24 protein-coding genes are annotated in these 25,500 nt (G+C 39.7%); 12 read left to right on the plus strand and 12 right to left on the minus strand.

The genetic code is table 11. The annotated features are described in order from the left end of the window. Positions 1-185 precede the first annotated feature (185 nt). Positions 186-1,148, plus strand: a complete 963-nt coding sequence (sohB, locus tag FTT92_RS14570; RefSeq protein WP_078192382.1) for a protease SohB — start codon at positions 186-188, stop codon at positions 1,146-1,148. Between the two features lie 340 nt (positions 1,149-1,488). Continuing rightward, on the plus strand, positions 1,489-3,696 hold the full coding sequence (locus FTT92_RS14575; protein ID WP_180172452.1) for an Ig-like domain-containing protein: 2,208 nt from the start codon (positions 1,489-1,491) through the stop codon (positions 3,694-3,696). A gap of 62 nt (positions 3,697-3,758) precedes the next feature. Here FTT92_RS14575 and FTT92_RS14580 read toward each other — a convergent pair whose 3' ends face one another. Next, positions 3,759-4,388 (minus strand): DUF2238 domain-containing protein, encoded by a 630-nt coding sequence (locus FTT92_RS14580; protein WP_180172453.1) that lies wholly within the window; start codon positions 4,386-4,388, stop codon positions 3,759-3,761. Positions 4,389-4,600: 212 nt separating this feature from the next. On the opposite strand from FTT92_RS14580, the gene FTT92_RS14585 reads away from it, so the two are divergent. After that, positions 4,601-4,840 carry a hypothetical protein gene (locus tag FTT92_RS14585; RefSeq protein ID WP_180023455.1) on the plus strand — a complete coding sequence of 80 codons (240 nt, stop codon included), beginning with the start codon at positions 4,601-4,603 and terminating at the stop codon, positions 4,838-4,840. Positions 4,841-4,955: 115 nt separating this feature from the next. On the opposite strand, the gene purB is transcribed toward FTT92_RS14585, so the two are convergent. The 9 genes from purB to FTT92_RS14630 form a co-directional block, all read right to left on the minus strand. Next, positions 4,956-6,344 carry an adenylosuccinate lyase gene (gene purB, locus FTT92_RS14590; RefSeq protein WP_180172454.1) on the minus strand — a complete coding sequence of 463 codons (1,389 nt, stop codon included), beginning with the start codon at positions 6,342-6,344 and terminating at the stop codon, positions 4,956-4,958. Positions 6,345-6,400: 56 nt separating this feature from the next. Beyond that, positions 6,401-7,132, minus strand: coding sequence for a high frequency lysogenization protein HflD (gene hflD, locus FTT92_RS14595; protein WP_218950703.1), 732 nt, complete (start codon positions 7,130-7,132; stop codon positions 6,401-6,403). Positions 7,133-7,144: 12 nt separating this feature from the next. Further along, positions 7,145-8,281, minus strand: coding sequence for a tRNA 2-thiouridine(34) synthase MnmA (gene mnmA, locus FTT92_RS14600; RefSeq protein WP_180172455.1), 1,137 nt, complete (start codon positions 8,279-8,281; stop codon positions 7,145-7,147). Between the two features lie 4 nt (positions 8,282-8,285). After that, a complete protein-coding gene (locus tag FTT92_RS14605) occupies positions 8,286-8,771 on the minus strand; it encodes an NUDIX hydrolase (RefSeq protein WP_078190179.1) in 486 nt (161 codons plus the stop codon). A 230-nt stretch (positions 8,772-9,001) separates the two neighbouring features. Beyond that, on the minus strand, positions 9,002-9,634 hold the full coding sequence (locus FTT92_RS14610) for a hypothetical protein (RefSeq protein WP_218951597.1): 633 nt from the start codon (positions 9,632-9,634) through the stop codon (positions 9,002-9,004). Positions 9,635-9,953: 319 nt separating this feature from the next. Further along, the gene (locus FTT92_RS14615; protein ID WP_180172456.1) at positions 9,954-10,484 is read right to left on the minus strand and encodes a gamma carbonic anhydrase family protein; all 531 of its coding nucleotides are present in this window, start codon (positions 10,482-10,484) and stop codon (positions 9,954-9,956) included. Between the two features lie 103 nt (positions 10,485-10,587). Continuing rightward, on the minus strand, positions 10,588-11,736 hold the full coding sequence (gene dacC / locus FTT92_RS14620; RefSeq protein WP_078191838.1) for a D-alanyl-D-alanine carboxypeptidase PBP5/6: 1,149 nt from the start codon (positions 11,734-11,736) through the stop codon (positions 10,588-10,590). 118 nt (positions 11,737-11,854) lie between these two features. Next, positions 11,855-12,241 carry an MCR_0457 family protein gene (locus tag FTT92_RS14625; protein WP_111884221.1) on the minus strand — a complete coding sequence of 129 codons (387 nt, stop codon included), beginning with the start codon at positions 12,239-12,241 and terminating at the stop codon, positions 11,855-11,857. A 228-nt stretch (positions 12,242-12,469) separates the two neighbouring features. Continuing rightward, positions 12,470-12,844 carry an MCR_0457 family protein gene (locus FTT92_RS14630; RefSeq protein WP_111884222.1) on the minus strand — a complete coding sequence of 125 codons (375 nt, stop codon included), beginning with the start codon at positions 12,842-12,844 and terminating at the stop codon, positions 12,470-12,472. A 116-nt stretch (positions 12,845-12,960) separates the two neighbouring features. Here FTT92_RS14630 and surE point away from each other — a divergent pair, with 116 nt between their 5' ends. The 3 genes from surE to FTT92_RS14645 all read left to right on the plus strand — a co-directional run bounded on the left by surE (position 12,961) and on the right by FTT92_RS14645 (position 15,701). Next, positions 12,961-13,734 (plus strand): 5'/3'-nucleotidase SurE, encoded by a 774-nt coding sequence (gene surE, locus FTT92_RS14635; RefSeq protein ID WP_180172457.1) that lies wholly within the window; start codon positions 12,961-12,963, stop codon positions 13,732-13,734. Positions 13,735-13,848: 114 nt separating this feature from the next. Next, positions 13,849-14,679, plus strand: a complete 831-nt coding sequence (locus tag FTT92_RS14640; RefSeq protein WP_078191836.1) for a peptidoglycan DD-metalloendopeptidase family protein — start codon at positions 13,849-13,851, stop codon at positions 14,677-14,679. Positions 14,680-14,771: 92 nt separating this feature from the next. Further along, positions 14,772-15,701 (plus strand): LysR family transcriptional regulator, encoded by a 930-nt coding sequence (locus FTT92_RS14645; protein ID WP_111884224.1) that lies wholly within the window; start codon positions 14,772-14,774, stop codon positions 15,699-15,701. Between the two features lie 68 nt (positions 15,702-15,769). On the opposite strand, the gene FTT92_RS14650 is transcribed toward FTT92_RS14645, so the two are convergent. Continuing rightward, a complete protein-coding gene (locus tag FTT92_RS14650) occupies positions 15,770-16,981 on the minus strand; it encodes an aspartate aminotransferase family protein (protein WP_180172458.1) in 1,212 nt (403 codons plus the stop codon). A 198-nt stretch (positions 16,982-17,179) separates the two neighbouring features. On the opposite strand from FTT92_RS14650, the gene grxD reads away from it, so the two are divergent. Continuing rightward, a complete protein-coding gene (gene grxD / locus FTT92_RS14655) occupies positions 17,180-17,521 on the plus strand; it encodes a Grx4 family monothiol glutaredoxin (protein WP_067762767.1) in 342 nt (113 codons plus the stop codon). Positions 17,522-17,703: 182 nt separating this feature from the next. Here the strand turns inward: grxD and FTT92_RS14660 are convergent, their stop codons facing one another. Next, a complete protein-coding gene (locus FTT92_RS14660) occupies positions 17,704-20,352 on the minus strand; it encodes a Lon protease family protein (RefSeq protein ID WP_373684124.1) in 2,649 nt (882 codons plus the stop codon). Positions 20,353-20,557: 205 nt separating this feature from the next. Here FTT92_RS14660 and FTT92_RS14665 point away from each other — a divergent pair, with 205 nt between their 5' ends. The 5 genes from FTT92_RS14665 to rpmE all read left to right on the plus strand — a co-directional run bounded on the left by FTT92_RS14665 (position 20,558) and on the right by rpmE (position 25,469). Next, positions 20,558-22,702 carry an MFS transporter gene (locus tag FTT92_RS14665; RefSeq protein ID WP_180172460.1) on the plus strand — a complete coding sequence of 715 codons (2,145 nt, stop codon included), beginning with the start codon at positions 20,558-20,560 and terminating at the stop codon, positions 22,700-22,702. A gap of 198 nt (positions 22,703-22,900) precedes the next feature. Continuing rightward, positions 22,901-23,302 (plus strand): lactoylglutathione lyase, encoded by a 402-nt coding sequence (gene gloA / locus FTT92_RS14670; RefSeq protein WP_078191833.1) that lies wholly within the window; start codon positions 22,901-22,903, stop codon positions 23,300-23,302. A 223-nt stretch (positions 23,303-23,525) separates the two neighbouring features. Next, on the plus strand, positions 23,526-24,500 hold the full coding sequence (locus FTT92_RS14675; RefSeq protein WP_078190167.1) for a bile acid:sodium symporter family protein: 975 nt from the start codon (positions 23,526-23,528) through the stop codon (positions 24,498-24,500). 56 nt (positions 24,501-24,556) lie between these two features. After that, complete coding sequence (locus FTT92_RS14680) at positions 24,557-25,027, plus strand: hypothetical protein (protein WP_180172461.1); 471 nt, start codon at positions 24,557-24,559, stop codon at positions 25,025-25,027. Positions 25,028-25,244: 217 nt separating this feature from the next. Further along, on the plus strand, positions 25,245-25,469 hold the full coding sequence (gene rpmE, locus FTT92_RS14685) for a 50S ribosomal protein L31 (protein WP_078190165.1): 225 nt from the start codon (positions 25,245-25,247) through the stop codon (positions 25,467-25,469). The last annotated feature ends 31 nt before the right edge of the window (positions 25,470-25,500 follow it).

Genomic DNA, 25,500 nt, shown 5'->3' on the forward strand with positions numbered 1-25,500 from the left:
CGGTTTAAAAATAGAGCCGAAAGGCTCTTTTTTTTATGGACTTTATGATTAGGTAGAAAAAGCTTAGTAGAAATAAAATACTCAATTTGGCTCAATGAGAATTATTTTCAAAAAATAGATTGAATTTTTGTGATGCAACCCACATGTTATACAACATAAATATGAATTAAATGAGTTTCAATTTTATGCTATTTCATAATCCCAAGTTGCCTGCGGAAATTCGTGTAAGTCACTTAAATGCACGTATTAATGAACAACGAAAAAAAATTGCGCAAACCACTGCATCTAAACTTGAGCTGCTGCAACTAAGCCAACAATTATCAAAAGAAGCGCGCGCACGTAAGAAGAATAACCAAAAAATTTATGTGATTGATTTTAATGGTGATACCGCTGCATCTGCGGTAACAAGTCTACGTGAAGAAATTACTCTAATCTTAGCGACAGCAAAAGCTGGGCGCGACCGCGTGGTTTTACGTTTAGAGAGCCCAGGCGGGATGGTGCATGGCTATGGTCTGGCTGCAGCACAATTGGTACGTTTACGTGATGCTGGATTTAACTTAACCATTTGTGTGGACAAAGTTGCTGCAAGTGGTGGCTATATGATGGCCTGCATTGCAAATGAAATAGTTTCAGCTCCATTTGCAGTTGTGGGATCGATTGGCGTGGTTGCACAAGTGCCAAACTTTAACCGTTTATTGAAAGAAAAACATATCGATTTTGAGTTGTATACTGCGGGTCAGTTCAAACGTACCGTAACGATGTTTGGTGAAAATACTGCTGAAGGTAAAGCCAAATTTGAAGAAGAGTTGCAGCAAACCCATAACTTGTTTAAACACTTTGTTGAAAAATACCGTCCTCAGCTCAATGTCGATAAAGTCGCAACAGGTGAGCATTGGTATGGGCAAGATGCCCTTGATCTTAATCTAGTCGATAAGCTCCAAACGTCAGATGAATATCTATTAAGTCTCATGCCACAACATGATGTATATATGATTGAAACCCGCAAAAAGCCAACACTTGGTGAGAAGTTGGGCTTACAAGCAGCACAAATTGCGGATTCATTGGTTCCTGCAGTCATGTCTAAAGTGATGGAGTCATTGAGCAAAGCCAATTCGAGTCTCGTGCAGTTGCGTGATCCTAAACTCTAAAATCGTTTTTGTTATGATGTCTTTAAAGCTCACTTCGGTGAGCTTTTTTTATTCTAAATGACGCTACTTTGAAAATTGCAGCAAGCGCGGCTAATAAACAGCAATCATTTATAAATACTTTGATAATTTTGATTATCCAAACTTGGCTGAATCTAAAATATTAAAATGGATAGAACCATAGAAACCGCTGTTATTGGCGTAGAATTTAAGGTGAAAAATTAAATAAATATAATTCTGATGAATTTACATCCAGAATGGTTTGTCTGTTCAGCACCAATTTGATAAGGTACTTAACTAATTATTTATTAGATGTTTATTACATAATAACACTGAGGGCGAAATGACAAAAATTGTCGTGATATCAAAGAAAGATCAAACGATTTTAAAAGAAACTCAGGCCACAAAAATACAAATATCTCAACCGTCCGTTATTCAGTTAGAACTCAAGCCAGCCGATATTCAGTCGATCCATAGGGTAGGTAATCAATGTGTGATTACCCTGAAAAATGGTCAAAAAATCGTGATTGATGATTTTTATACAGATGACTTTGGCTCTGATAATTCTTTGCTCGTGCATAGTGGGCCAGAGCAATTTGAATTGGTTGAAATGGATGTCGATGGCAAAACAATTAGCTATCGTTCTGTGAATGAATTTATGCAACCTTTAGCTGCATCGACTCAATTAAATCAGGCGACAACACCAGCTCAAGCTACAGAAGTTGCAAGTGAAGATGATGGTTCGCCATCTCTACTTAAAGCAGGATTGGCGATCTTGGGTGCAGAAGCGGTATATTTGCTGGCATTTGACAAAGAAGATGAACAATCCTCTAGCAATGACAAAACAGCACCAAGTACGCCAACTGGAAGTTTTGATAGTGATGGAAAAGTCGTGTCCGGCAAGGCGGAAGCTGGTGCAACGGTTTATATCGTAGATGCGAAAGGCAATACGATTGGTCAATCTAAAGTAGATGCCGATGGCAACTATAAAATTACTTTAGATGATGCGATTACAGACGGCAATCGCGTAATTTTGTACGCTAAAGACAAGGCGGGAAATAGTTCACAATCGACGATATTGACGGGTAATAAAGATACAATTTCGCCGGACGCGGCAAATGCACAAGTGGATGAAAGCGGTAAGTTTGTCTCTGGTTTTGCCGAAGCGGGTGCAAAAGTTTATGTTTATGCTGCAGATGGCACAACGCTTTTAGGTGGGCCTGTGACTGCGGCAAGTGATGGCAATTTCTCCATTGCATTAAGTAATACTTTACAAGCAGGTGAGACGGCTAAAGTCATTGTAGAAGATAAAGCCGGCAACAAATCTGAAGTGCAGTCAGTTGAGATGGGCAAAGATACGCTTCGACCTGATCAACCTAAGATTGAAGTGAATAAAGCCGGAACTGAGCTGGTTGGTACTGCCGAAGCCAATAGCACCATTCAAATATTAGATGCAAATTTACAAGTCATTGCTACCACTACGGTAGATGCCAATGGTCAATTTAAACTGACATTGTCCCCAGCACTGTCGGATAGTAATAAGACAACTATTATTGTGGTTGATGCAGCAGGGAATCAATCGTTACCTTTAAATGTCACTGCTGGAACGGATAATACGGCACCCGTTGCACCAACAGCAATAATCAATACTGATGGTACAGAGGTGTCGGGAAGCGCTGAAATTGGTGCCAAAATTACCATTAAAAACAGTGCAGGAAATACGCTTGGTACCGCAACTGTAGGTGACGATGGTCGCTATACGGTGAAATTAAGCAGCGCAGTAACAGATAATAATGTTGTCCAAGTGACTGCGACAGATGCCGCTGGCAATAGCTCAAAGAGCACGCAAGTGATTGGTACAAAGGACACCATTGCGCCATCCGCGCCGACATTGACGACTGTGTATGATGATCGCGAGACGACAAAGCTCACCATTAAACAGGGGGAGAGCACTCAAGATTCAACCCCAAGTTTTGAAGGCAAAGGTGAGGCAAATGCCACGATCACCATTTATAAAAATGGCGTCGCAGTGGCAACGGTCAAAGCAGATACCAGTGGAAAATGGTTGTATACACCAGAATCTGACTTAGCGGCAGGTAAGTATAGCTATAGTTTTACCCAAACGGATCTAGCTGGAAATACCAGTGCCAAAAGCTCAGCATTTGATATTACAGTTGAAGCGATGACAGTTGCTAAAGCGAGTTTATTCTTGATCTCAGAAGAACAGGCTTCGAATGAATTACATGATCAAGCATCGCAGTTAATAGATGATAATAATGTATTTGATGTACTTGCGCAGCACAGTGTGTCGGGCTTTGGCTTAAACGAAATAAGCTCTTTTATTTCTGATGATCAAATCGATTTGAACAGCTTATTGAGCAATCAAGAGCCAAACAATGCTCTTGATGTAATATCAGATGATTCATCTTATTTAAATGCGTCCATCAATCCTGTATCGGGTGGGACAGCAGTTTCGAATGCAGCGTTCCAAACAGCATGGGGCGCTTTAGATCAGTTAGATCAATCCTTAAATGTGCTACCACTCTATTAATAATTAATACATCCATTCATGAATATAGCGATAAAAAAGCACTCTGATGAGTGCTTTTTTATTTAAGATTTTTTCAGATTGAAATATAAAAGGCCGCCAGTGATCATCGCACCAAGTGTTGCAAGTAGCATATCTTTATGTGCATCCCAAATATCACCTTGTTGCCCATTGTAATTTTCAGCTTCCTCTGGTGATAAGCCAATGGCAATCAGCCATTCGATCCATTCATAAAATAAACTGGTCGCCATGACGAATTGTACGACCAATAAAAAGAGTGTTCCGGCTTTTAACTGCGGTAGCCAGATTTGAAATATGCGATAAAAGAACGGGTAGAGCAGCAAACCATAGGCAAGATGTACAAGCCGATCATACATATTCCGACTCCATCCCATGCTTTGGTCAAGATTGAAACCGAGGAGAGCTTGTGTCCATTCAGAATAAGGCACATAAGAATATAAATAATGGGCACCAATGACATGAATCAGTAAAAAGCCAAGATACAGGCAAACTGTTGTGAAAGTTAGCCCTATTTTATAGAGGAAAACGAGTAACACGATCAGCATAAACGCTGTGCCGATTTGATGGAGGATATACGCTTCCATTTCTAAAGGTTGGATACTGGTGATCACAATGGCAAGCGTTAATAACGCAAAAGCTAAGATGTGCTTAAGTTTTAATTTGAAATCAATCATGAAAAGGCAAAGCTCAAAATTTTTATCGGTGTGCAGTGGTTATAATTCGCGGCAAGTATAGCCATAATGCGATGAAAAGTGTTAGTTAGACGGCGCTAGAATTTGTGCATTATTTTTTCAAATGTCTTTAGTTTGCGGCTGGGGATAAGTATTTTTAAAAAGATTGTATTAAACTCAGATGAATATCGATGTTTAAGTATTTGGAAGTAACTATGGCCGTTGTTGAGGCATTTATTGCGACTCAAAATTGTTATTTTAACTATGAGTTTGAAGAACTTAATTTAACAGATGATTTTCCAGAAGAGCTCTCTGTATCTTTGCGCGGCATGATGTTTCGCCATGAGATTCAATATCCCGATGCCACATATTATGTTTATTATTCAGATGTTTTAACAGGCTGTGAATTACAACGGATGAAAGATGATTGGGCGAAATATTGCCCTGCAGAATAAAATTACGTCTAAATTTTCTATCTCCTTGCGGAGCATGCTCCTTATCTCAAAGAGAGAAGAAGTATTATAAATAAAAAACGAGGCATGAAGCCTCGTTTTTTTGATCTATCTAAAATTAGATTTTAGAAATAAGATCTTTAATGTTTGCTGCTTGAGTTGATGCATTACCTGTATATGTTGCAGGTGTCATTTCTGCAAGACGCGCACGGTCAGCAGCAGGAACAGCTTCAAGCTCATTACCATTTACGAAATCAACCATCATATCGCGAGTCATTGCTTGACCACGAGTGAGGGCTTTAAGTTTTTCGTATGGTTTTTCAACTGCATAACGACGCATAACAGTTTGAATTGGTTCAGCAAGAACTTCTTGAGCATGGTCAAGGTCTTCAAGAATACGTTGAGCATTCAATTCAAGTTTGCCAATACCTTTAGAGCAAGCTTCAAATGCAATCAAACTTTGTGCAAAACCAACACCCATGTTACGAAGCACAGTTGAGTCAGTTAAGTCACGCTGCCAACGAGATACAGGAAGTTTTTCACCAAGGTGAGCCAATACCGCATTCGCAATACCCAAGTTACCTTCAGAGTTTTCGAAGTCAATTGGGTTAACTTTATGTGGCATTGTTGAAGAACCAACTTCGCCTTCTTTCAAACGTTGTTTGAAGAAACCAAGTGAGATGTATCCCCAAACGTCACGGTTAAAGTCGATTAAGATTGTGTTGAAACGACGTAGCGCATCAAAAAGTTCCGCCATGTAGTCATGCGGTTCAATCTGAGTCGTGTACGGGTTGAAGGTTAAACCTAAAGACTCTACAAAAGCTTGAGAATGAGCAGGCCAGTTAATTTCAGGGTAAGCAGAGTAATGAGCGTTGTAGTTACCTACAGCACCGTTAATTTTACCTAGAAGTTCAACTTGTTTGAATTGTTTGATTTGACGTGCAAGGCGGTAAGCTACGTTCGCCATTTCTTTACCCAAAGTTGTTGGGCTAGCAGTTTGACCGTGTGTACGAGACAACATTGGTTGTTCAGCATGTTTTTCAGCCAAAGCAACGATTGAATCGATGATTTGCTGCATTGCTGCAACTAAAACTTCACGGCCATTTTTAAGCATTAAAGCGTGAGACAAGTTGTTGATGTCTTCTGATGTACATGCAAAGTGAATAAATTCGCCTGCATTTTTAAGCTCATCGATATGTGCGATTTGCTCTTTTAAGAAGTACTCAACTGCTTTTACGTCATGGTTTGTTGTACGTTCAATTTCTTTAATGCGGTTTGCATTGTCTTCAGAGAAGTTCGCAACAATTGCATCAAGCGCAGCGTTGGTTTCAGCACTGAACGCAGGAACTTCAGTGATTTCAGGGCGGTTTGCAAGCGCTTGTAACCAACGCACTTCAACAGTCACACGAGCATGGATTAAACCAAACTCAGAGAGGAAGGGACGTAGAGCATCACATTTGCTTGCGTAACGTCCATCTAATGGAGAAAGTGCGGTTAAAGCGTTCATAGCGATTCCTTAAATTTTGGAATTAAACGTAAAACAAAAAGCCCGTACTGCATCAGTTAAACCACCTGATACTGTAAACGGGCAAGATCTTGAATATCTTGTAGTAGCTTGCGCTTACTGAAAATCATACCCCATGAGCTACCACCGAGCTGACGCCATAAATGTGCCATTTGTAAGCCGGTAAATAAGGTGGCGCGAATGCGATTGGTATGAGAGGTGTCTTTAAATGCTTCGGCATTACCACGAACCATAATACGTGGATTAATTTGGCCAGCAGTTTCAATATAGGTTTGCGCTAAATTGGCAATGATACTTGGATGTAAATAATTATTATCGAAAAAGGAAAGCTGTCTTAGGATTTTTTGTTGGGATTGTTCAATGATTTCGACAAATTTGGGATTGCTGTAGACTTTCTTTTCTAACTGTAATAACGCCATCGCATACGTCATGGGTAGCTTGGTATTGGCAAGTTTAGGAAGTCTAGATTTGGGAGAAGTATTGAAGGGCTGAGTAATGCTACTTTCTAAGGTCTTTAAACCCAGTGAAATATCCGCCAAACCACTAAAAAAATCGAGCGTCTGACTAGACTGATTCGACTTGGGACGGATATTTAAACTGGCTTTAATGAGATGTTCAAAATAAAAGTTACCGCTTTCACCAATACTTTGCGTACCCGTCAATGCGGTCATATGGGTTAGCTGCGTCGCTTGAAAAACAGCAGCTAACGCCAATGCGCGATTTTGGCGAGTATTCAGAGTTTGAGGCTGTTGAAACGGTAACTCTGTCATCCGAAACAATCCTTATGAAATAAAATCCGGTTTAGGGGCATTGGTATGATGAATCACACCACCACCTAAACAAACTTCACCGGTGTAGAACACCACACTTTGACCCGGTGTAACAGCACGTTGTGGCTCATCGAATTCGACACGCACACCATTTGGCGCTGTAGAGTCTTTAAATAATGTACAGTCTTGGTCAGGCTGACGATAACGAGTTTTCGCTGTGCAGCGGAAGCCTGTTTCAGGAATCTCTTGTTCACCAGCCACCCAATCAATCGCTTCAGACCATAAAATGGTGCTTTGCATGAGTGGATGTTCATGACCTTGACCAACGACTAGGCGGTTACCCTCAATGTCTTTGTGAAGTACAAACCAAGCGCCTTCTTCAGCACCTTTTAGACCACCAAGACCGATGCCACCACGTTGGCCGAGCGTATAGTACATTAAGCCGTGATGTTCACCAACCTCTTTACCCGTGTCTAAGACGATTTTTCCGGGTTGAGCAGGTAAATATTGCTTTAAGAAGTCATTAAATCGACGTTCGCCAATAAAGCAGATGCCAGTAGAGTCTTTTTTCTTCGCGGTGATTAGACCTAATTCTTCAGCGATTTTACGTACTTGTGGTTTTTCAATTTCACCCACAGGGAACAAGGTCTTGTTAATTTCACGACCATGCACTGCATGTAGGAAATAGGTTTGGTCTTTATTTTGATCTACGCCACGCAGTAGAGGGGCATACTCTTCACCACGTGAATTTTTTAGTGTTTCACCACGGCGGCAATAATGGCCTGTCGCAATAAAGTCAGCACCTAAGTTCACAGCATGGTCAAGAAATGCACGGAATTTAATTTCTTTATTGCAGAGAATATCTGGATTTGGTGTACGACCAGCGGCATATTCTTCTAAAAAATGCTCAAAGACACGGTCCCAATATTCCATCGCAAAGTTTGCGGTATGAAGTTTGATACCAATTTTGTCACAAACGGCTTGAGCATCGGCAAGATCTTCCATTGCCGTACAGTATTCCGTGCCGTCATCTTCTTCCCAGTTTTTCATGAAAAGACCTTCAACTTGATACCCTTGTTGAAGTAACAGTGCTGCAGATACAGAAGAATCTACACCACCAGACATACCGACGATGACACGTTGTTGCATAGGATTAAGCATCCAAATTTGAAATTAAGGGAGAATTTTGGTGCTCGTAAATGAGCGATAAAGGAAATTTTTGACCTGAAAGAGCATCTTGTACAGCTTTGATGACTAATGGACTACGCGCACGGGCAGACTCAATGAGCTCATCAAGCGTCATCCATACTGCACCGACAATACCTGTGTCTAATTGTGCATCGGCATGGTGCTGAATGTCTTTAGCTAAGAAACAGAAACGGAAATAAGTACGATCAGGGAACATCGGGGGAGTATAAGTATACATGCCTAGAAGGTTCGTGATTTCTACATCGTGACCTGTTTCTTCCATGGTTTCTCGAATGGCTGCTTCAATAATGGTTTCGCCAGCTTCGACATGGCCTGCAGGTTGATTAAATACAGTATGGGTAACACCTTCTGTATGTTCTTCAACAAATAGGAATTTTCCGTCTTTTTCAACGACTGTCGCAACAGTGACGTGAGCAGTCCAAGCGGTCATAGAAAAGCACCATGGGGTAAAAACGCTATTCTACAAAATTTAGAGAGCGGTGGCTATGATGGGAGGTGAATTCTTTGGAGAGATATTTTTTAGCGTAGAAATTTATGGAACACTGTTTCATAAATAGGGTTGGAAACAATGAATCATAAAAAGCCCTGAACAGTTGATATAGGCTTTTTTTGTAATATGGATATGATTAATATTAAAAAATAATTAATACATGCACTATTTCAATTGTTACTTTCAATTGCCATTTCATAAGAACCCTGAAATTGGAACTTCATTGTTTCATCTGTAGTCGAGTTAATGAATTTTTCCATTTGTTCTTTATACTCACCATGTCCTGATTTATACATAGCTAATAAATATCCCCATTTAGCATACGGATAAGCTGGATCATCTTTGGGGATAGTATTTAATTCATTCCTTATACCTTCTGCTACTTTACTCTGACAAGATCGCAGGTCATTTTGCGGATACTTCAAAATTTGCATTAGTTCACAGTGCTTAAATAATTTAGCTTGAGTTGGTCTCTCATTGAGTTGTTTCTTATTTAATTCATAAGCCTCTTGATACATTTCTAAAGAGAGATAAATATTCATTTCTATTTTTTCTCGCTCATTTTGAGCTTGGATTTTTTTTACATCTAATAAAATATTTTTTAATTTTTCTTTAGATTTAGGGTTATGAATGTCTATATCATTCATTAATGTTCTGTATTTTTGGATGATAATATCATCTGATAGGGATATTTTTTGTTCTTCTACAACTTCATGTTTCTTTGGAATCTCTTGTGCATTAGAGCATCCAGTTATAGTGAAAACTGTACTAAAAAGAATAGTTAAAATTAGATATTTTTTCATGAAATACGTCTAGCAGCCGAAGTTAATGTGAATGTATGTGTTGTAAATCTTGGATTTGGATAAATTATTCCGCCATCTAATTTGGCTTCATATCCCATTTGCATTTCAACTTTAATTAAAGATGAAATTTTCTTGATTAAACTGACTTTTTACAATTTTTTTTATTACAGACTTCATTTTCTATTTTTAAGTTTTTTTCTAATAAATTTAGAACACTTGCATTTCTCTAAATATTTTCATTAGTTGCTACAATAGCAAGTAATGCTAGACCTACCTGAGTTTTCATTTTTTTACATAAAAATCTTATGCAAAATCTATTTTATTTATAATTCCCCGACACCTTCACATAATTCTGCGCTGAATACGGTAAAAATGCTTTTTCTTTATCGGTTAGTGGGCGGACTTTTTTGACTGGACTGCCCACATATAAATAACCACTTTCTAGAACTTTATTGGGTGGGACAAGTGAACCAGCGCCTATCATCACATCATCTTCAACAATTACATCATCCAAAATAATCGTGCCAATACCGATTAAAACACGATTACCAATGGTACAACCGTGTAATTTCACATGATGACCAATTGTCACATCTTCACCAATAATCAGTGGAGAACCCTCAGGTTTATCGGCTTTTTTATGACTCACATGCAACATTGAGTGATCTTGCACATTAGAGTTTTTACCAATACGAATATGGTTTACATCACCACGAATCACAGCAAATGGCCAAACCGAAACATTTTCAGCCAATACAACATCGCCAATCAAGACTGACATTTCATCGATATAGCAAGAGTCAGCAATACGTGGAACAGTGTCTAAATAAGGGCGAATGTTTTGGCTCATAGGAAAGTCATCTACAGGTTTTTAGGCAGTATAAAATAAAAAAGCACCTAGACCGAAATCTAGATGCTTTCACTTTAGTCTTAATATCGAGTTTTCATCAAATTTAGAATAAGTTACTAAAGAATTGTTTGATGTGATCAATCATTTTTGCAAAGAAACCAGCTTCTTCGACATTTTGTAGAGCTACAAGTGGTTTTTCAGCAATGACTTTGCCATTAAGCGTTGCAACGTATTTACCAACCACTTGACCTTGTTTTAAAGGAGCAGTTAATTTTGGTTGAACAACCAATTGAGTTTTAATGGCGTTCGCTTCGCCTTTAGGCATCGTCACGTTAAAGTTTTCAGCTAGACCTACTTGAACTTCATTGTCTTTACCGTACCAAACTTTTGCTTTTGCAAGCACTTGTTTAGCAGGTTGGACTTTTACAGTTTCAAAGTTTGCATAACCCCAAGCTAAAATTTCACGTGTTTGAGATGCACGTTCGTTCATGCTTGGCGCACCAAAGATCACTGAAATTAAACGTAAAGGACCACGTTTAGCTGAAGTCGTTAAGCAGTAGCCCGCTTCTTCAGTATGGCCAGTTTTTAAACCATCTACACTTGGGTCAGTATAAAGCAGGGCATTACGGTTGCCTTGCTTAATGCCATTGAACGTAAATTCTTTTTCAGAGTAGATCGGATAGTATTTTGAACTGTCATGAATGATATGTTGCGCTAGAGTCGCCATATCTTTGGCAGTTGAGAAATGACCTTCAGCTGGCATACCTGTCGCATTGATGAATTGAGTATTCACCATGCCAATACGTTTCGCTTCTTGGTTCATCATGTGGGCAAAGGTGCCTTCATTGCCAGCAATATGTTCTGCCATAGCTTTAGAAGCATCGTTACCCGACTGAATGATAATGCCACGTAACATTTCTAATGCAGTTGCAGTACCGTTGAGCGGAACGTACATACATGACTCAGTGCTGCTGCCGCGACACCAAGCCGACTCATTCATACGTACTTTTTCATTTTCAGTTAGTTCACCGCTTAATAACTTTTGCTCAATGATGTAACTGGTCATCATTTTTGTCATTGAAGCAGGAGCTAATTTTTCGTTTTCATTTTTAGAAGCAAGGATTTGCCCTGTCTCATAGTCCATCAGCACATAAGATTTATTATTTAATTCAGGTGGTGCAGAAAGGACAGTTGCCGCGAATGAAAAACTAGGTGCAAGTAGTAATGCGGCAAGGGCGGTTTTTCGGGTCATTCTGGGTGGTTCCAATAACTTAGGTATAAGCACAAAGAGCCTAGCATTTTAGGACAAAGCTAGGCGGACTGCTATGGGGTGCAAGCGCTTATTTTAAAAGTATTGTAACCAATTGGTATTATTTGCTGTAAGCAGTCAATTCTTTGCAAATCGCACCATTTTTCTTATCGCCAGCTTTCTTCGCATCAGACTGCGCTTCTTTTAAAGCGTCTTTAAAACTTTTTTGTTTGCTGAGTTGCTGTAAAGCATTTACTGGGTTCTTTTCATTCGGCATATATTCTTTAGCTAATTTTGCATAACCCGCTTCAAACTTTGGTTGATCTTTGTCATTCACCAATTTTGGGCAGACTTCAGATAGTACATAGATAGCTGCAAGTTCTTGACTGGTCACTTGAGGTGTAGGGGTAACTTCAATTTTTTCATCTGCGGCATGTGCAGACATGGTAGTGAAAGCAAAAGCAGAAAGGCTAAGGGCACAAAGAGATTTTACAAAGGAGTTTTTCATTTAAATAACCTGTTAAATAACCTAAAAGATATCAAATAGCTAAAATTTATTTGCTTAGCTTAATCGTATTTCTGGTAGAGATCAGTAGAAAATTGTATTGAAGCTGTTTAAAAATCAATACATTGTGAAAGAAAAAAGGATGAGGCTATAAGGCTTCATCCTTTTTTTGGCAGGTTTGATGCAATAAGGACTAACCTATTTAGAGGACGTCCAAAGCTGAATGATCAATTAACCTTCATAACTTAAAACGTCATCACAAACTGATTTTTGCTCAGCTTTATCAGTTTCTTTAGCAGCTTGACGCGCTTCTTCAAGAACTGATTTATATTCGCTGTCAGACTGTAGTTTTTCTAATGTCATTGATTTATCAGAATAATCAGCAAGATATGTTTTAGTGAGTGCTTGAATGTTGGCATCAAATTTTGCATTTTGACCAATAATCGCAGGGCATACTTCTAACATGACTTGTGCAGATGCAATATCTTCTTTTACGATGGTATTGGCTTCTTCTTGAGTGAAGTCATTGTCTGCGACCACAGTTTGAGTCATGCAAGCTGCTAGAGCAAAGCTCAATAAACCACGAAGTGCTACGGTTTTATTCATTTTGTACACACACATTTATGCTGGATGTTGAAATGTAAATATATATAATTATTCATATATTTCAATAAAATGTTCTTGCGAGTCATTTTTAATTTTTTAGTAATGGAAATTTAGTCGTGAATATATTAATTGCCAATGATGATGGCGTTTTTGCTCCCGGTATCCAAGCTTTAGCACATGCATTGCGTCCTCTCGGTCGTGTGGTGATTGTTGCACCTGAAAGCGAACGCAGCGGTTTTTCAAGTGCACTGACTTTAGATCGACCATTACGACCTGTCGAAATTGCACCAAATATGTGGGCAGTAAATGGTACACCTGCGGACTGTGTGTATTTATCAATGAATGGTCTGTTCGATTTTGAATTTGATCTGGTGGTGAGTGGGATCAATAGCGGCGCAAATCTGGGTGATGATGTGCTGTATTCAGGGACAGTGGGTGCCGCATTTGAAGGCCGTTTAATGAAACAACCTGCGCTAGCCGTGTCTTTGGCTGGGCCAAATGTGCGTAGTTATAATAACCCAGAAGATTATGCAGTCGCCGCGCAATGGGTGCATGATTTTATTGCCAAAGGACTACCCGCGCTACCTGCACGACATATTTTTAATATTAATATTCCAGATGTTGCTGAACTTCAAGGCACCAAAGTGACCTATCAAGGAAGACGTTTACAGTCCAAACCGATTACCAGTCATGTAGACCCGCGTGGTCGTCAAGTCTATTGGATTGGATTGGCAGGCGAGGCAGTGGCAGAGCCTAAGAAAGGCTTAACCGATATCGAGTCAGATTTTTTTGCCGTGGCAAATGGTTATGTCAGTGTAACGCCTATACAAATGGATGCTACAAACTATGAGATTTTGAATAACTTACACGCAGAGTTATCTAAAATTTAAGTATTAGTGTTATAACTTTGTGAAAATGGTTATGCCGCAACTTTTTTAGAGTGGATTTTTGCTAATCTTAGCCCATTCATAATGACTATATTTGAATTATTAGTGAGGAAGATGATGTCCCTGGTGTCACAATATCGCGTTATTACCGCTCCTGCAGCATTATTTAAGACCCTTGTTTTATCTGCTGCTGTGGTTACAACTTTGGTCATGACTGGCTGTGCGTCAAAACCACAAATTAATAATGCGACCCGTTATGCGACTGCTCCGGATTATTATACAGTTCGTTCGGGAGATACTTTAAGTGGCATTGCAGCTCGCTATGGCTTGAGCTATGTCAGCATCGCAGAAATGAACGATATTGCCCAGCCTTATCGCATCTATGTTGGACAATCCATTCGCCTTAAAAATAGTGGCTCTCGTCGTACGACGTCTACACAAGCCATGACTCAAGCGGCACCAATTCAACGCCAAACGATTGCAATGCCAACGCAAACAGCGCCCGTGACTCAAGCTTCAACCACACCATCGACAGTGACGCGAACTACAGTTCCAACGCCTGTGGTCAGTTCTTCAAGTTTACGTTGGGTGAGTCCAGTATCGCGTCCTACGGTATTACAAGGCTATAACTTAGCATCGAATGTGAAAGGAACACGTTACGCAGGTAATACAGGTGATCCTATTTTTGCAGCAGCTGATGGTCAAGTGGTCTATGCCGCCGATGGTCTTAAAGAGTACGGCAATTTAATTTTGGTGAAGCATATTAATGGCTATATCACTGCATATGCACATAACAGTAAAATGAATGTCAAAAGTGGCGATACTGTAAAAGCAGGGCAGCAAATTGGTGAGATGGGTTCATCGGGTACCAACCGCACGATGCTTGAGTTCCAAGTGCGTTTAGATGGTAAACCAATCAATCCAACTTCAGTTTTACCAAATAATTAAATATATAATGCAAAAGCAAAATATCCCCGTATAATACAATGAGTTGCTTTTATCGAAAGATGAAGCTTCTCATAAGTTTATGAGGGAAATTTATGTTAGATCAACTTCGAGCAATGGGTGTCTTTGCTTGCGTTGTGGAAAAAAATTCGTTTAGCGGTGCTGCTCGTGAGTTAGGTATTACCACGAGTGCCGTGAGTCAGCAAATCCGCTCACTAGAGCAGGATATGGAAGTCATTCTTTTACATCGTTCAACACGTAAGTTAAGTTTGACAGAAGCTGGACAAGCTTTTTTTCATAGTTGCCAAGAGATGCTATCTGCCGCAGAGCGCGGCAAAATTCGTATCAATGAACTTCGTGACGACTTAGTCGGTGAATTACGTATTGCATCAACACCAGAACTTTGTGCGAATCATGTGATTCCTGCATTGTCACATTGGATGTCGGCACATCGCGGTTTATCCGTTCATCTAGAAGCAGATAATCAATATATTGACTTAATTGATGGCCGCATTGATATTGCGCTACGAATGAGTTCAAAAATTGATGATCAACAGTTTCATGTGGTGCCATTGGCACATGTTGAACAAGTTCTCGTTGCAGCACCAAGCTATATCAACCAAACCAGTTTAATTACACGACCAGAAGATTTACAAAATCATGATATGGTTCAAATAAATTTGGTTAGAAACTTTCAGCATTTTGCATTTGAAAATGCAGTGACTAAAGAGCAGGTTGCATTGGATGTGCACTCCCGATTTACAACAAATAATGTATTTGCTGCAAAAGCAATGTGCCAACAAGGACATGGCATTGCAAGAATATTATATCTAGATACGCAAAAAGACTTATTAAACGGTTCTCTTGTTGAAGTTTTACCAGAATGGCGTTTACCATCATTTACTTTATATGCGGTGATGTCTAAACGTGATCAACAGCCTACCAAGATTCATCGTTGCCTAGATGCATTAAAATTGTATTTCAGTCAATTACCAGGCGGACGTGTATACCAAGAAGCCTCATAAAAATAAAAAAGGTTTAAAAAGATATAAAAAAAGCCGCAATCAGCGGCTTTTTTTACTTTCGGCACAAATTACGCTAGAAAGTTTTTCACCATTTTAACAATGCGTTCAATTAAGATATCCGCTTGTTTTTTATTGATGTTCAGCGTAGGTAATAAACGAATCACAGAGCCTGCTGTTACGTTAATAATCAAGTGATGCTCATCACGTGCAATATTCACAAGTTCGCCACATGCTTTTGGTAATTCAATGCCGACCATTAAACCAAAACCACGAACAGTCACGTTTTGCTCTGCAAGTTGCTCTGTGAATTGCTCAACAAGATACGCACCCATATTTGCAGCATTTTCAACAAGGTTTTCCTTTTGAATGGTATCAATCACGGTATAAACCACACGTGAACCTAATGCAGTACCGCTATAAGTTGAACCGTGGTTACCCGATGTTAAAACCCCAACACCACGACCTTGAGTCATGACTGCGCCAATAGGGAAACCATTACCTAGACCTTTAGCTGTAGTTAGCACATCAGGAACAATATTGGTGTGTTGATACGCAAAGTATTTACCTGTACGACCATTACCTGTTTGCACTTCATCAAGCATCATTAACCAGTTGTGTTGGTTACAGATACGACGAATATCTTCTAAATAGCTAAAACCTTGAGGAGCAGTGTTGACGCCACCTTCGCCTTGGATCGGCTCAACCAAAATCGCTACGATGTCTGGGTGGTGAATTGCAGCTTCTTCAATTGCTTCGATATCACCGAAAGGCACACGAATGAAACCTTCAACCAGTGGGCCAAAGCCTTCTTGAACTTTTTTGTTACCTGTCGCAGATAACGTTGCCATGGTACGACCATGGAATGAATGATCAGCAACAATAATTTTAGGGCTTGCAACACCTTGCATATGACCAAATTTACGTGCAATTTTGATTGCACCTTCATTTGATTCTGCACCACTATTTGAGAAGAAAACTTCTTCCATACCCGCAACTTCAGCTAATTTTTGCGCAGCAGCCGTTTGCCAAGGCACTTCAAATAAGTTACTGGTATGAATGAGGGTCGCTGCCTGTTCAGCAATTGCAGCTGTAATTGCAGGATGTGAGTGACCTAAACCACAAACAGCGATCCCTGTCAGTGCGTCTAAGTATTCTGTGCCATCTGCGGTATACAGGTGAGCACCTTGACCTCGGACAAAGCTGATCGGTTGGCGGCCAAATACTGGCATCAAGTGCGATGGTTGATCAGTTTGTACTGGGGCAAGGGTAATGTTATTCATGACTAACTCTAATTTGTCAGGTGATTGAAATAATATAGAGGAGACGCCATATATATATGAGCATCAAGAGGTCTATATAAGCAAAATATGACTCACTTGAAAAGCTGAAATGTAAATAAAACGTGAAATATTGCTTTAGTCATATTGTTTTACTCAGTTTTGGGTATAATGCGAAGCAGATTTATTGAGGATATATCAATGACTGAACAAGCACGCGATACAGAAGCGTTAATTCGTGACCAAATTGCTAAACACGCAGTTCTACTTTACATGAAAGGCACTCCACAGTTTCCACAGTGTGGTTTCTCTGCGCGTGCAGTAGAAGCGCTCAGTCAAATTGGTCGTCCGTTTGCTTATGTAAATATTCTTGAAAATCAAGATATTCGCGCAACTCTTCCACAAATTGCAAACTGGCCGACTTTCCCACAATTATGGATCAATGGTGAGTTGATCGGTGGTAGCGACATTATGCTTGATATGTTCCAAAAAGGTGAATTACAACCTTTAGTTGAACAATATAGCCCAGCTCCTGAAGCTTAATTGGATATGTATTTGATGATTTTAATCATTGGATACAGATAAAAAATAGCGCCTTTAAGGCGCTTTTTTTATGACTTAATTATCAAAAAGTCGGAGTTTATGCGTTTTTCCACCATCCCCATACGCATTTAAAGCACAAAGGGTGGTGGAAAAATCAACAAATGAATAAACTCATCGAAGATTTATGACGGATTGTCTTCAGTCGGACTTTCTTCAACACGTTGCTCGTTTTCAGCAGTCCCATTTTTAGCAGTACTGTCTTGAGCTTCAGACTTCTTTGCCTTTTTATCTTTGTCCTTTTTTGACTTCTTCTTTTTTTTCTTTTTCTTTGGCTCTTCTTCCTCAAATTCAGCACCATCTTCAATCGCTTGCCAGTATTCAAGTTGCTCCATGACAGCAGCGTAGATTGAGCCTTTGCTATAACGGCCTTTTTTATCAAGAGTGCCTACTGGACGCGCCATCAAAATTTCTAATGCTTGATCAATGGTATCTATGGCGTGAATATGGAATTGACCTTGTTGCACAGCTTCAATCACATCTTTGCGTAACATCAAGTGCTGCATATTTTGGCGTGGAATAATCACACCTTGCTTGCCTGTTAGCCCTTGTAATTTACATGCATCATAGAAGCCTTCAATCTTGGCATTTACACCACCAATCGGTTGAACTTGACCCAATTGGTTCATTGAGCCAGTGATTGCCCATGATTGATCGATCGGTAATTGGCTAATAGCGGAAATAAGAGCTGAAAGCTCTGCAACAGTTGCGCTGTCGCCATCTACTTGGCCATAGCTTTGCTCAAAGGCAAGGGCAGCAGAAAAATGTAAAATTTGTTCACGACCAAAGTGTGCCTTTAAGAAACTCGACATCAGCAGGACGCCTTTGGCATGTAAAGAACCACCGAGTTCTACACTACGCTCGATATCTAAAATATCGCCACCGCCTTGATAAACCGAAGCCGTTAAACGTGACGGTAAACCAAATTCAACATCAGCATATTGAATCACAGAGAGGGCGTTAATCTGCCCGAATCGATGACCTTTGGTTTCGATTAACTGTGTACCGCGAGTGAGATCTTGCCAATATAATTCACGCAAGTAGCCTAGACGGTATTTACGATGATCAAGAGCGGTGTTGATATGTGTTTCTGTCACCATTTTATCGCCAGCAAGTGCTGCATGATGATGTGCTTCACGAATCAAATCACCTAAGGTGAGGGCATGTAATGACAAAGAGCTTTGATCTTCAGCTTGACGACTTGAATCAGTTAACAGTGCAGCAAGTGCTGTACGGTCAAACGGCAGAAGTTTGTCTGTTTGCACATAATCAGCAATTAGCTGCATATATGCCTGCTCATTAATGTCATTACGTTGTAATGTATCGGTAAAATCGGCACGAATTTTAAAGACACTGCCCAGTTCTGGTTCGAGTTCTAAAATATCGTAATAAATATCAGGTTCAGCAAGCAGGATCACTTTGATATTTAAATCAATAGCTTCTGGTTCAATCGAAATACTACCAGTTAGTGTAAGCATATGCTCAAGTGAAGACAGCTTTAAATGTCCTGATTTTAATGCACGTTTTAGACCTTGCCATGCATAAGGCTGCTCTAAAAGTTGTTCAGCTTCCAAAATAAGGAAACCACCATTAGCCTTATGCAACGCACCGGGGCGGATTAAGGTAAAGTCTGTAGTAATGGTGCCATTTTGGGTCAGTTGTTCGACATGACCTAACAAATTGTAATGGGTTGGGAAATCTTCAAAAATAACGGGCGCACCAGCATTAGGTTTATGTGTGGCAATGATGTTTGCTTGGTAGCGAGATGGCACGCGGTTAAATTGGCCAGGTGTAAAGTCATCTTCTTCTTGCTCAAGCACAAACTCAACATTTTGAATGATGTCATCTGCATATTGCTTCAGATAATCTTCCAAGCCTTCAACCATGCTGAATTTATTTTGAATTACATCAATACGCGGCATGACGACTTGTTTAGCAATTTCACGGTTTAAAACCTGAACTTTATCGCGTGCGTCATCTTCAAGATCACCAAGATGTAGACCAAGACGTTCAAGTTTTTTATCCATATAACGGACGTTTGACGCAATTTCAGCACGTTGTTTGCTGCTTAAAGCATTGATGTCTTCTTTCGACATTTCTTGGTATTTGTTATCGACCAAATGCATCGGAACGAAACAATGATCATCATCCTGAGAAATCAGTTTAAGATCGAGCTCTTCACCTTCTCGGGTTAATTCAACTAAAGCAAGATGTTGTTCATCACCAGCATGTTGGCGAATCATTTCAATGCGATTGTGATAGGTTTCTGCGGTGAAGCGACGTTCAAGCTGTTTTAATATGGTTTGCCAACTTTGATGTAATAACGCTTGAAATTTTGTCGCTTGACCAGAAGGAAGTTTTAGCGCAATTGGTTCACGCGGAAACTTAAAATTATTGACATAGACCCAGTCTGAAGGCGTTGGCATATTTTTAGCGTGTTGCTGTAATAAGCGCTTAATCATGGTGCGCTTACCTAAGCCTGCGGTGCCTACAGCAAAAATATTATAGCCTGAGTAAGGTAAGGCAATGCCAGCCTCGACCGAAGCTCGAGCACGATCTTGTCCTAAAAAGTCATTGAGTGGTTTGATCCGCTTAGTAGACGTTGGTATTTTTTTGAGTTCAGGCGTATGCGTCAGCTGAAGCGGCTGCAACTGGGTTTTAGTTAAAGTATTCTGTATTTCGGGTTGATCAAAAGCGCTCTTTAGTGTCGTTACTGTTTCTGCTAAGTTTTTTGTGTTGGTTTCATTAATAGTGGTTGATAAAGAAGAGTGAATTTGTTCAAGTCGCTGGGTCACTGTTGAATCCAAAAAACTAAAGAATAGAGATATGTAATTAAGGTATACAGGTTTAATGCCAAAGATCAAGCAACAGCATGCGAAATATCGATAAAATAAAACAATGATTTCATAAATGTTGTTGAAACCGTTGTCATTAAGCGCTTGAATAGCAACATTCGATTTTGACAAAAATAACTGAGTCATGACAACACAAGCTTCAGGATGGAAATCTGCTTTTACTGCATTTTTAGACCGACGTGCGCTGATTATGCTTTTTCTTGGCTTTTCGGCCGGTATTCCAATTTTACTGATCTTTTCCAGTTTATCGCTTTGGTTAGGTGAAGCAGGAATTGATAAAAGTGCAGTGACTTTTTTTAGTTGGGCAGCGCTTGGCTATTCGTTTAAGTTTGTTTGGGCGCCATTAATTGATGAGTTACCTGTGCCATTTTTAACTAAACAACTCGGACGGCGCCGTGCATGGTTGTTGATCGCTCAAGTTATCATTATCTGTGCAATTTGTATCATGGCATTTTCAGATCCTGCTTTAGGACAAAGCTATATTTACCAAATGGCCGCTGGAGCCGTACTACTTGGTTTTTCTGCCGCAACGCAAGATATTGTGATCGATGCCTATCGTATTGAGTTGGCAGAAACTGAAATGCAGACCGTTTTAGCTTCGACCTATAATGCAGGTTATCGTATCGGCATGATCGTGGCAGGTGCAGGGGCGTTATTTTTGGCTGCATATTTAGGCACGGCCAAAGGTAACTATATTTATGAAGCTTGGAAATATACTTACCTTGCAATGGCTGCTGTAATGGTTATCGGTATTATCACAACTTTATCGATACGTGAGCCGCAGGTTGACCGTGTACAAAAGCATTATAAACGGACCGACTATTATCGTTTAGTCGCGGTATTCTTTGCTGCGGTGGTTGCCTTTGTCTTGAGTTATATCTATTCAGGTGTAGCGGTTGAAAGCTTGAAAGAGCAGTGGCAAATTTCGGACTCATTTGCATTGTTCTGTTTAGAGGCTGTGCGCTTTATTTGTTCAGCGGTGGTTGCTTTTGGCATCGGTTCAGTTTTAGTGAAATCAGGTGCTGTAAATAAGCAGATGGCATTTGAAACTTGGGTTAATCCAGTTGCAGATTTCTTTAAGCGTTATGGTCTAAAACTGGCTTTAGTGCTGTTGTTACTTATTGGTTTTTACCGTATTTCCGATATTATCGCTGGCGTCATTTCTAATGTGTTTTATCAAGATTTAAACTTCACCAAAGAGCAGATTGCTGAAGCTGTAAAAGTCTATGGTGTGATTTTTAGCTTGGTTGGCGGCTTCCTTGGCGGTTTGCTAGCGCAGCGCATGAACATTATGAAATTGATGTTTGTTGGTGCGATTTTAGCAAGTTCAACAAACTTGATTTTTATCGGTCTGGTCAAATCAGGTCAGCCATTAAGCGATGTCACTGTAAATGTAGCAGGGCAGCAATATATAGCGACGCCGGATGACACGGGTGCTTGGGTAGTTAAAATTCCAAAAGCAGTCTTGGCTGGAGATCAAAATATTAAAGTCAGTGCGGATTATCAGTCGAAGAATCAACATCCAGTACAGGTGAGTTTGCCGTATTTGAATAATGCTTTTTCAAACTCAGCAATGATGTTGCTGCCAGTGACTTCAGATAACACGATTTCAGCTCAAGAGACTGCAAATAGTATCGTGGTCCGTGGACAATACTTGGCAGGCGAGTTAAAAGAAAATCAAAAAATTCAAATTATTTTGGATGCTAAACCATTCGACGCGAAGCTTGATAAAACTGGTGTTTTTAGTGCTGCAATTCCAGGTCAAGCGCTCGAAACAGCAAAGCAAAAAACATTAACGGCTCAACTACTAGAAAATGATGTGGTGAAAAAGAGTGTCGATTTAGCATATCAAGTGAATACATCAGCCAATATGTCAGGTGTGCTTGGTATTGATATTCAACCGATTAACTTAGCAAGTGCTGAACAGAATGTGGACATCAAAGGTAAGGTCATTAAGCCTTATAGTTCGCTGTGGCTGTATTTTGCGATTATTGTTGATAACTTGGCTTCTGGTCTTGCTGGTGCGGCATTTATTGCATTTTTATCGAGCTTAACCAGTGTTTCTTTCACAGCTGTTCAATATGCCATCTTTAGTTCATTAATGACCTTAACCCCTAAAATTTTAGGCGGTTACTCAGGTACGATTGTGACCAATATCGGTTATCCAAACTTTTTCTTGATGACAACTCTAATTGGTATTCCGATTTTAATTCTAGTGGTTTGGGTCGCCAAACTATTGAGAGAACATGAACAGAAATCCAGTTCATAATTCAATTTAACTTAAAAAAAGCCTATTCAGTTTGAGTGGGCTTTTTTATTCTAAGCTGTTAAATAGCCTAAGCAGGTCTACGGTTTTGGACAAGGATATTTGAAATAAGGCGGTATATGTGCTCTAGACTTAAATTGAACTTTGCATGTTAAATCTCTATAGTATTCATACATAATGATAGATTTAGGAAACTCGATTATGCGCATGCTGCATACCATGTTACGTGTAGGCAATTTAGAGCGTTCATTGGCGTTCTATACTGAAGTACTCGGTATGACTTTGCTTCGTAAGCGTGATTATGAAGAAGGTCGTTTTACTTTGGCATTTGTGGGCTATGGTGATGAAGAAAATCATACTGTACTTGAGTTAACGCATAACTGGGATACGGAGAGTTATGAATTGGGTAACGCTTATGGCCATATTGCTATTGCAGTAGATGATGCCTACAAGGCTTGTGAAGAAATTAAAGCACGTGGCGGAAACGTGGTACGTGAAGCAGGACCAATGAAAGGTGGTGTGACCGTCATTGCCTTTGTTGAAGATCCCGATGGCTATAAAATTGAGTTGATCCAACAAGACTCAAATGCACGAAATAATTAATGTGCAATCATTAATATAAAGTCATCTGTAATTCTGAATATTCTTATTTATAAATTTTTTTGCGTTGAGCTCACTATCAACGTTTAAAATAATGAATATATCGGAGAAAAGCTGGCTTTATTTATATGGCCCAGTAAGATGAAATTTACTCAATGGTAAATTTAGCTTATTGGGCATTTTTGTGCCGATGAGCTTTAAAGGGAAATTTGTACAGGATGTTGTTATGCTAAAAATGTTGGCTTTGGATCGTTTTACCATTCTACTTTTTGTAATGGTCATACTTGCGACTTTTTTGCCTGTCAGTGGTCAAGCTGCAGAAATTTTTGGCTATATTACAACGGCTGCAATTGCCATTTTATTTTTTCTACATGGTGCAAAGTTATCTCGTGAGGCTGTGGTTGAAGGCATAATGCATTGGAAGTTACATGCTTTAGTTTTTGCTTTTACCTTTGCATTATTTCCATTATTGGGTTTAATGGCGAAACCAATTCTCGTGCCGATGTTAGGGCAAGAGTTGTATTGGGGCTTTTTGTTTATGTGCTTTTTACCCTCGACAGTACAGTCTTCCATTGCATTTACTTCGGTAGCACAGGGTAATGTTGCTGGCGCAGTCTGTAGTGCATCATTTTCAAATATTATTGGGATGTTTATTACCCCAGTGATGGTGGCCTATTTTATTCTCGGCCAGTCACAACATAACTACGATCCGACAGCATCTATTATCCAAATTACCCTGTTATTACTGATTCCCTTCATTTTAGGGCAGCTCCTCCGTCCTTGGGTGTTTCCTTATATGAAGAAAATGCCAAAAATTGTGAAGGTATTTGATCAGGGCTCAATTTTGATGGTGGTCTATGGTGCATTCAGTAGTGCGGTGGTGGCAGGGCTTTGGCATCAAGTAAGTGGTATGACTTTATTTCTATTGATTGTGGCGTGCTCTGTCTTGTTAACGATCATTATGTTATTGGCGCTATACGTACCGCGTTGGTTGGGCTTTAGTCGAGCTGATCAAAAGACGATTTTCTTTTGTGGCTCTAAAAAAACCTTGGCGAGTGGTGTGCCCATGGCACAAATTCTCTTTATTGGTCAGCCGATGGGGATGATAGTTTTACCAATTATGATCTTTCACCAAATTCAGTTGATGGTCTGTGGTGTGATTGCCAACCTTTGGGCAAAACAGAGCCGTGGGCAAGAGTAAGGACGAGATGAATACGTCCTTTTAAAATACCTTATATAGATGAAAAGAAAATAATCATGAAAATTAAAAAAGGCTTTTTCATTTTATTCTTGGGTATGAACACAGTCGTTCATGCCCAAGAGGATTTATCCCTAAATAGTAACCGTGATGTCATTGAAAAAATGCCGCTCATCAGCCTGCAGCCCATGCTAGATTTTTGTCGTGATCGACAACCACATATGAATATGGAATTAGATCAGGCTTTTCAAGCTGCAAAGCTAAAATTAATTGCTGCGGTTCAGGCTGTCCGTTTTAATGGTGTAGAGCCATTAAAGGCAAAAGATATTGATCTGTCAGTCGATGCGCAATTTAAACAGCAGCTTCAAAGCATTTTAGAGGGTATGAGCAGATCATTACAGTCAGTAAATGCTACGACGTTTTGTCCTGCATTTATTGAAAAATTAAAACATTTTGATCAAGCCCAATTTCAGCGTACAGTCGAATTACAATATCAGAAATATTTAGAGCAAGCTCAACCTAAAGAGTAGAGCGATTCAGCCTTGAATATCTATTTATTAACATTAAAAAATCAGCTATAATTTGCCTCAACTTGTTGTGCTTAGCTCTGACGGTATCCGTCTCGGTGGGCCAAAAGAATGGTCTGTTATGGTGTTGGTCTGCTTTTTTAAGCCTTCCTTGTAGTGATGCAAGAGTGATCAATTGCGATGACAGCTAAACCTTCTTAAATCTTAGGAGTAATCGACGATGCGCGCCGATATTCACCCAAAATATGAAACTTTAGTTGCTACATGTTCATGCGGTAACGTAATTGAAACTCGTTCAGCTCTTGGTAAAGAAACTATTTACCTAGACGTATGTTCTGCTTGCCACCCATTCTACACTGGTAAACAGAAAAGCGTTGACACTGGCGGTCGTATCGACAAATTCAAACAACGTTTTGCTGGTATGTCACGTTCTATCAAACGTTAATATCCAAAACGAAAAAACGGGCTTTATGCCC

Origin of the sequence: Acinetobacter sp. YH12023, assembly GCF_013420135.1 — a bacterium.
GTDB lineage: Bacteria > Pseudomonadota > Gammaproteobacteria > Pseudomonadales > Moraxellaceae > Acinetobacter > Acinetobacter amyesii.

Excerpts from the sequence above, each read along its gene's own strand:
- sohB (WP_078192382.1), top strand. The coding sequence starts at position 186 with ATGCTATTTCATAATCCCAAGTTGCCTGCGGAAATTCGTGTAAGTCAC.
- FTT92_RS14640 (WP_078191836.1), top strand. The coding sequence starts at position 13,849 with ATGTCCCTGGTGTCACAATATCGCGTTATTACCGCTCCTGCAGCATTA.
- FTT92_RS14625 (WP_111884221.1), bottom strand. The coding sequence starts at position 12,241 with ATGAAAAACTCCTTTGTAAAATCTCTTTGTGCCCTTAGCCTTTCTGCT.
- FTT92_RS14605 (WP_078190179.1), bottom strand. The coding sequence starts at position 8,771 with ATGACCGCTTGGACTGCTCACGTCACTGTTGCGACAGTCGTTGAAAAA.
- FTT92_RS14630 (WP_111884222.1), bottom strand. The coding sequence starts at position 12,844 with ATGAATAAAACCGTAGCACTTCGTGGTTTATTGAGCTTTGCTCTAGCA.
- FTT92_RS14645 (WP_111884224.1), top strand. The coding sequence starts at position 14,772 with ATGTTAGATCAACTTCGAGCAATGGGTGTCTTTGCTTGCGTTGTGGAA.
- FTT92_RS14665 (WP_180172460.1), top strand. The coding sequence starts at position 20,558 with ATGACAACACAAGCTTCAGGATGGAAATCTGCTTTTACTGCATTTTTA.
- hflD (WP_218950703.1), bottom strand. The coding sequence starts at position 7,132 with ATGACAGAGTTACCGTTTCAACAGCCTCAAACTCTGAATACTCGCCAA.
- FTT92_RS14610 (WP_218951597.1), bottom strand. The coding sequence starts at position 9,634 with ATGAAAAAATATCTAATTTTAACTATTCTTTTTAGTACAGTTTTCACT.
- FTT92_RS14580 (WP_180172453.1), bottom strand. The coding sequence starts at position 4,388 with ATGATTGATTTCAAATTAAAACTTAAGCACATCTTAGCTTTTGCGTTA.
- dacC (WP_078191838.1), bottom strand. The coding sequence starts at position 11,736 with ATGACCCGAAAAACCGCCCTTGCCGCATTACTACTTGCACCTAGTTTT.
- purB (WP_180172454.1), bottom strand. The coding sequence starts at position 6,344 with ATGAACGCTTTAACCGCACTTTCTCCATTAGATGGACGTTACGCAAGC.
- mnmA (WP_180172455.1), bottom strand. The coding sequence starts at position 8,281 with ATGCAACAACGTGTCATCGTCGGTATGTCTGGTGGTGTAGATTCTTCT.
- grxD (WP_067762767.1), top strand. The coding sequence starts at position 17,180 with ATGACTGAACAAGCACGCGATACAGAAGCGTTAATTCGTGACCAAATT.
- rpmE (WP_078190165.1), top strand. The coding sequence starts at position 25,245 with ATGCGCGCCGATATTCACCCAAAATATGAAACTTTAGTTGCTACATGT.
- FTT92_RS14615 (WP_180172456.1), bottom strand. The coding sequence starts at position 10,484 with ATGAGCCAAAACATTCGCCCTTATTTAGACACTGTTCCACGTATTGCT.
- FTT92_RS14575 (WP_180172452.1), top strand. The coding sequence starts at position 1,489 with ATGACAAAAATTGTCGTGATATCAAAGAAAGATCAAACGATTTTAAAA.
- FTT92_RS14650 (WP_180172458.1), bottom strand. The coding sequence starts at position 16,981 with ATGAATAACATTACCCTTGCCCCAGTACAAACTGATCAACCATCGCAC.
- gloA (WP_078191833.1), top strand. The coding sequence starts at position 22,901 with ATGCGCATGCTGCATACCATGTTACGTGTAGGCAATTTAGAGCGTTCA.
- FTT92_RS14680 (WP_180172461.1), top strand. The coding sequence starts at position 24,557 with ATGAAAATTAAAAAAGGCTTTTTCATTTTATTCTTGGGTATGAACACA.
- FTT92_RS14585 (WP_180023455.1), top strand. The coding sequence starts at position 4,601 with ATGGCCGTTGTTGAGGCATTTATTGCGACTCAAAATTGTTATTTTAAC.
- FTT92_RS14675 (WP_078190167.1), top strand. The coding sequence starts at position 23,526 with ATGCTAAAAATGTTGGCTTTGGATCGTTTTACCATTCTACTTTTTGTA.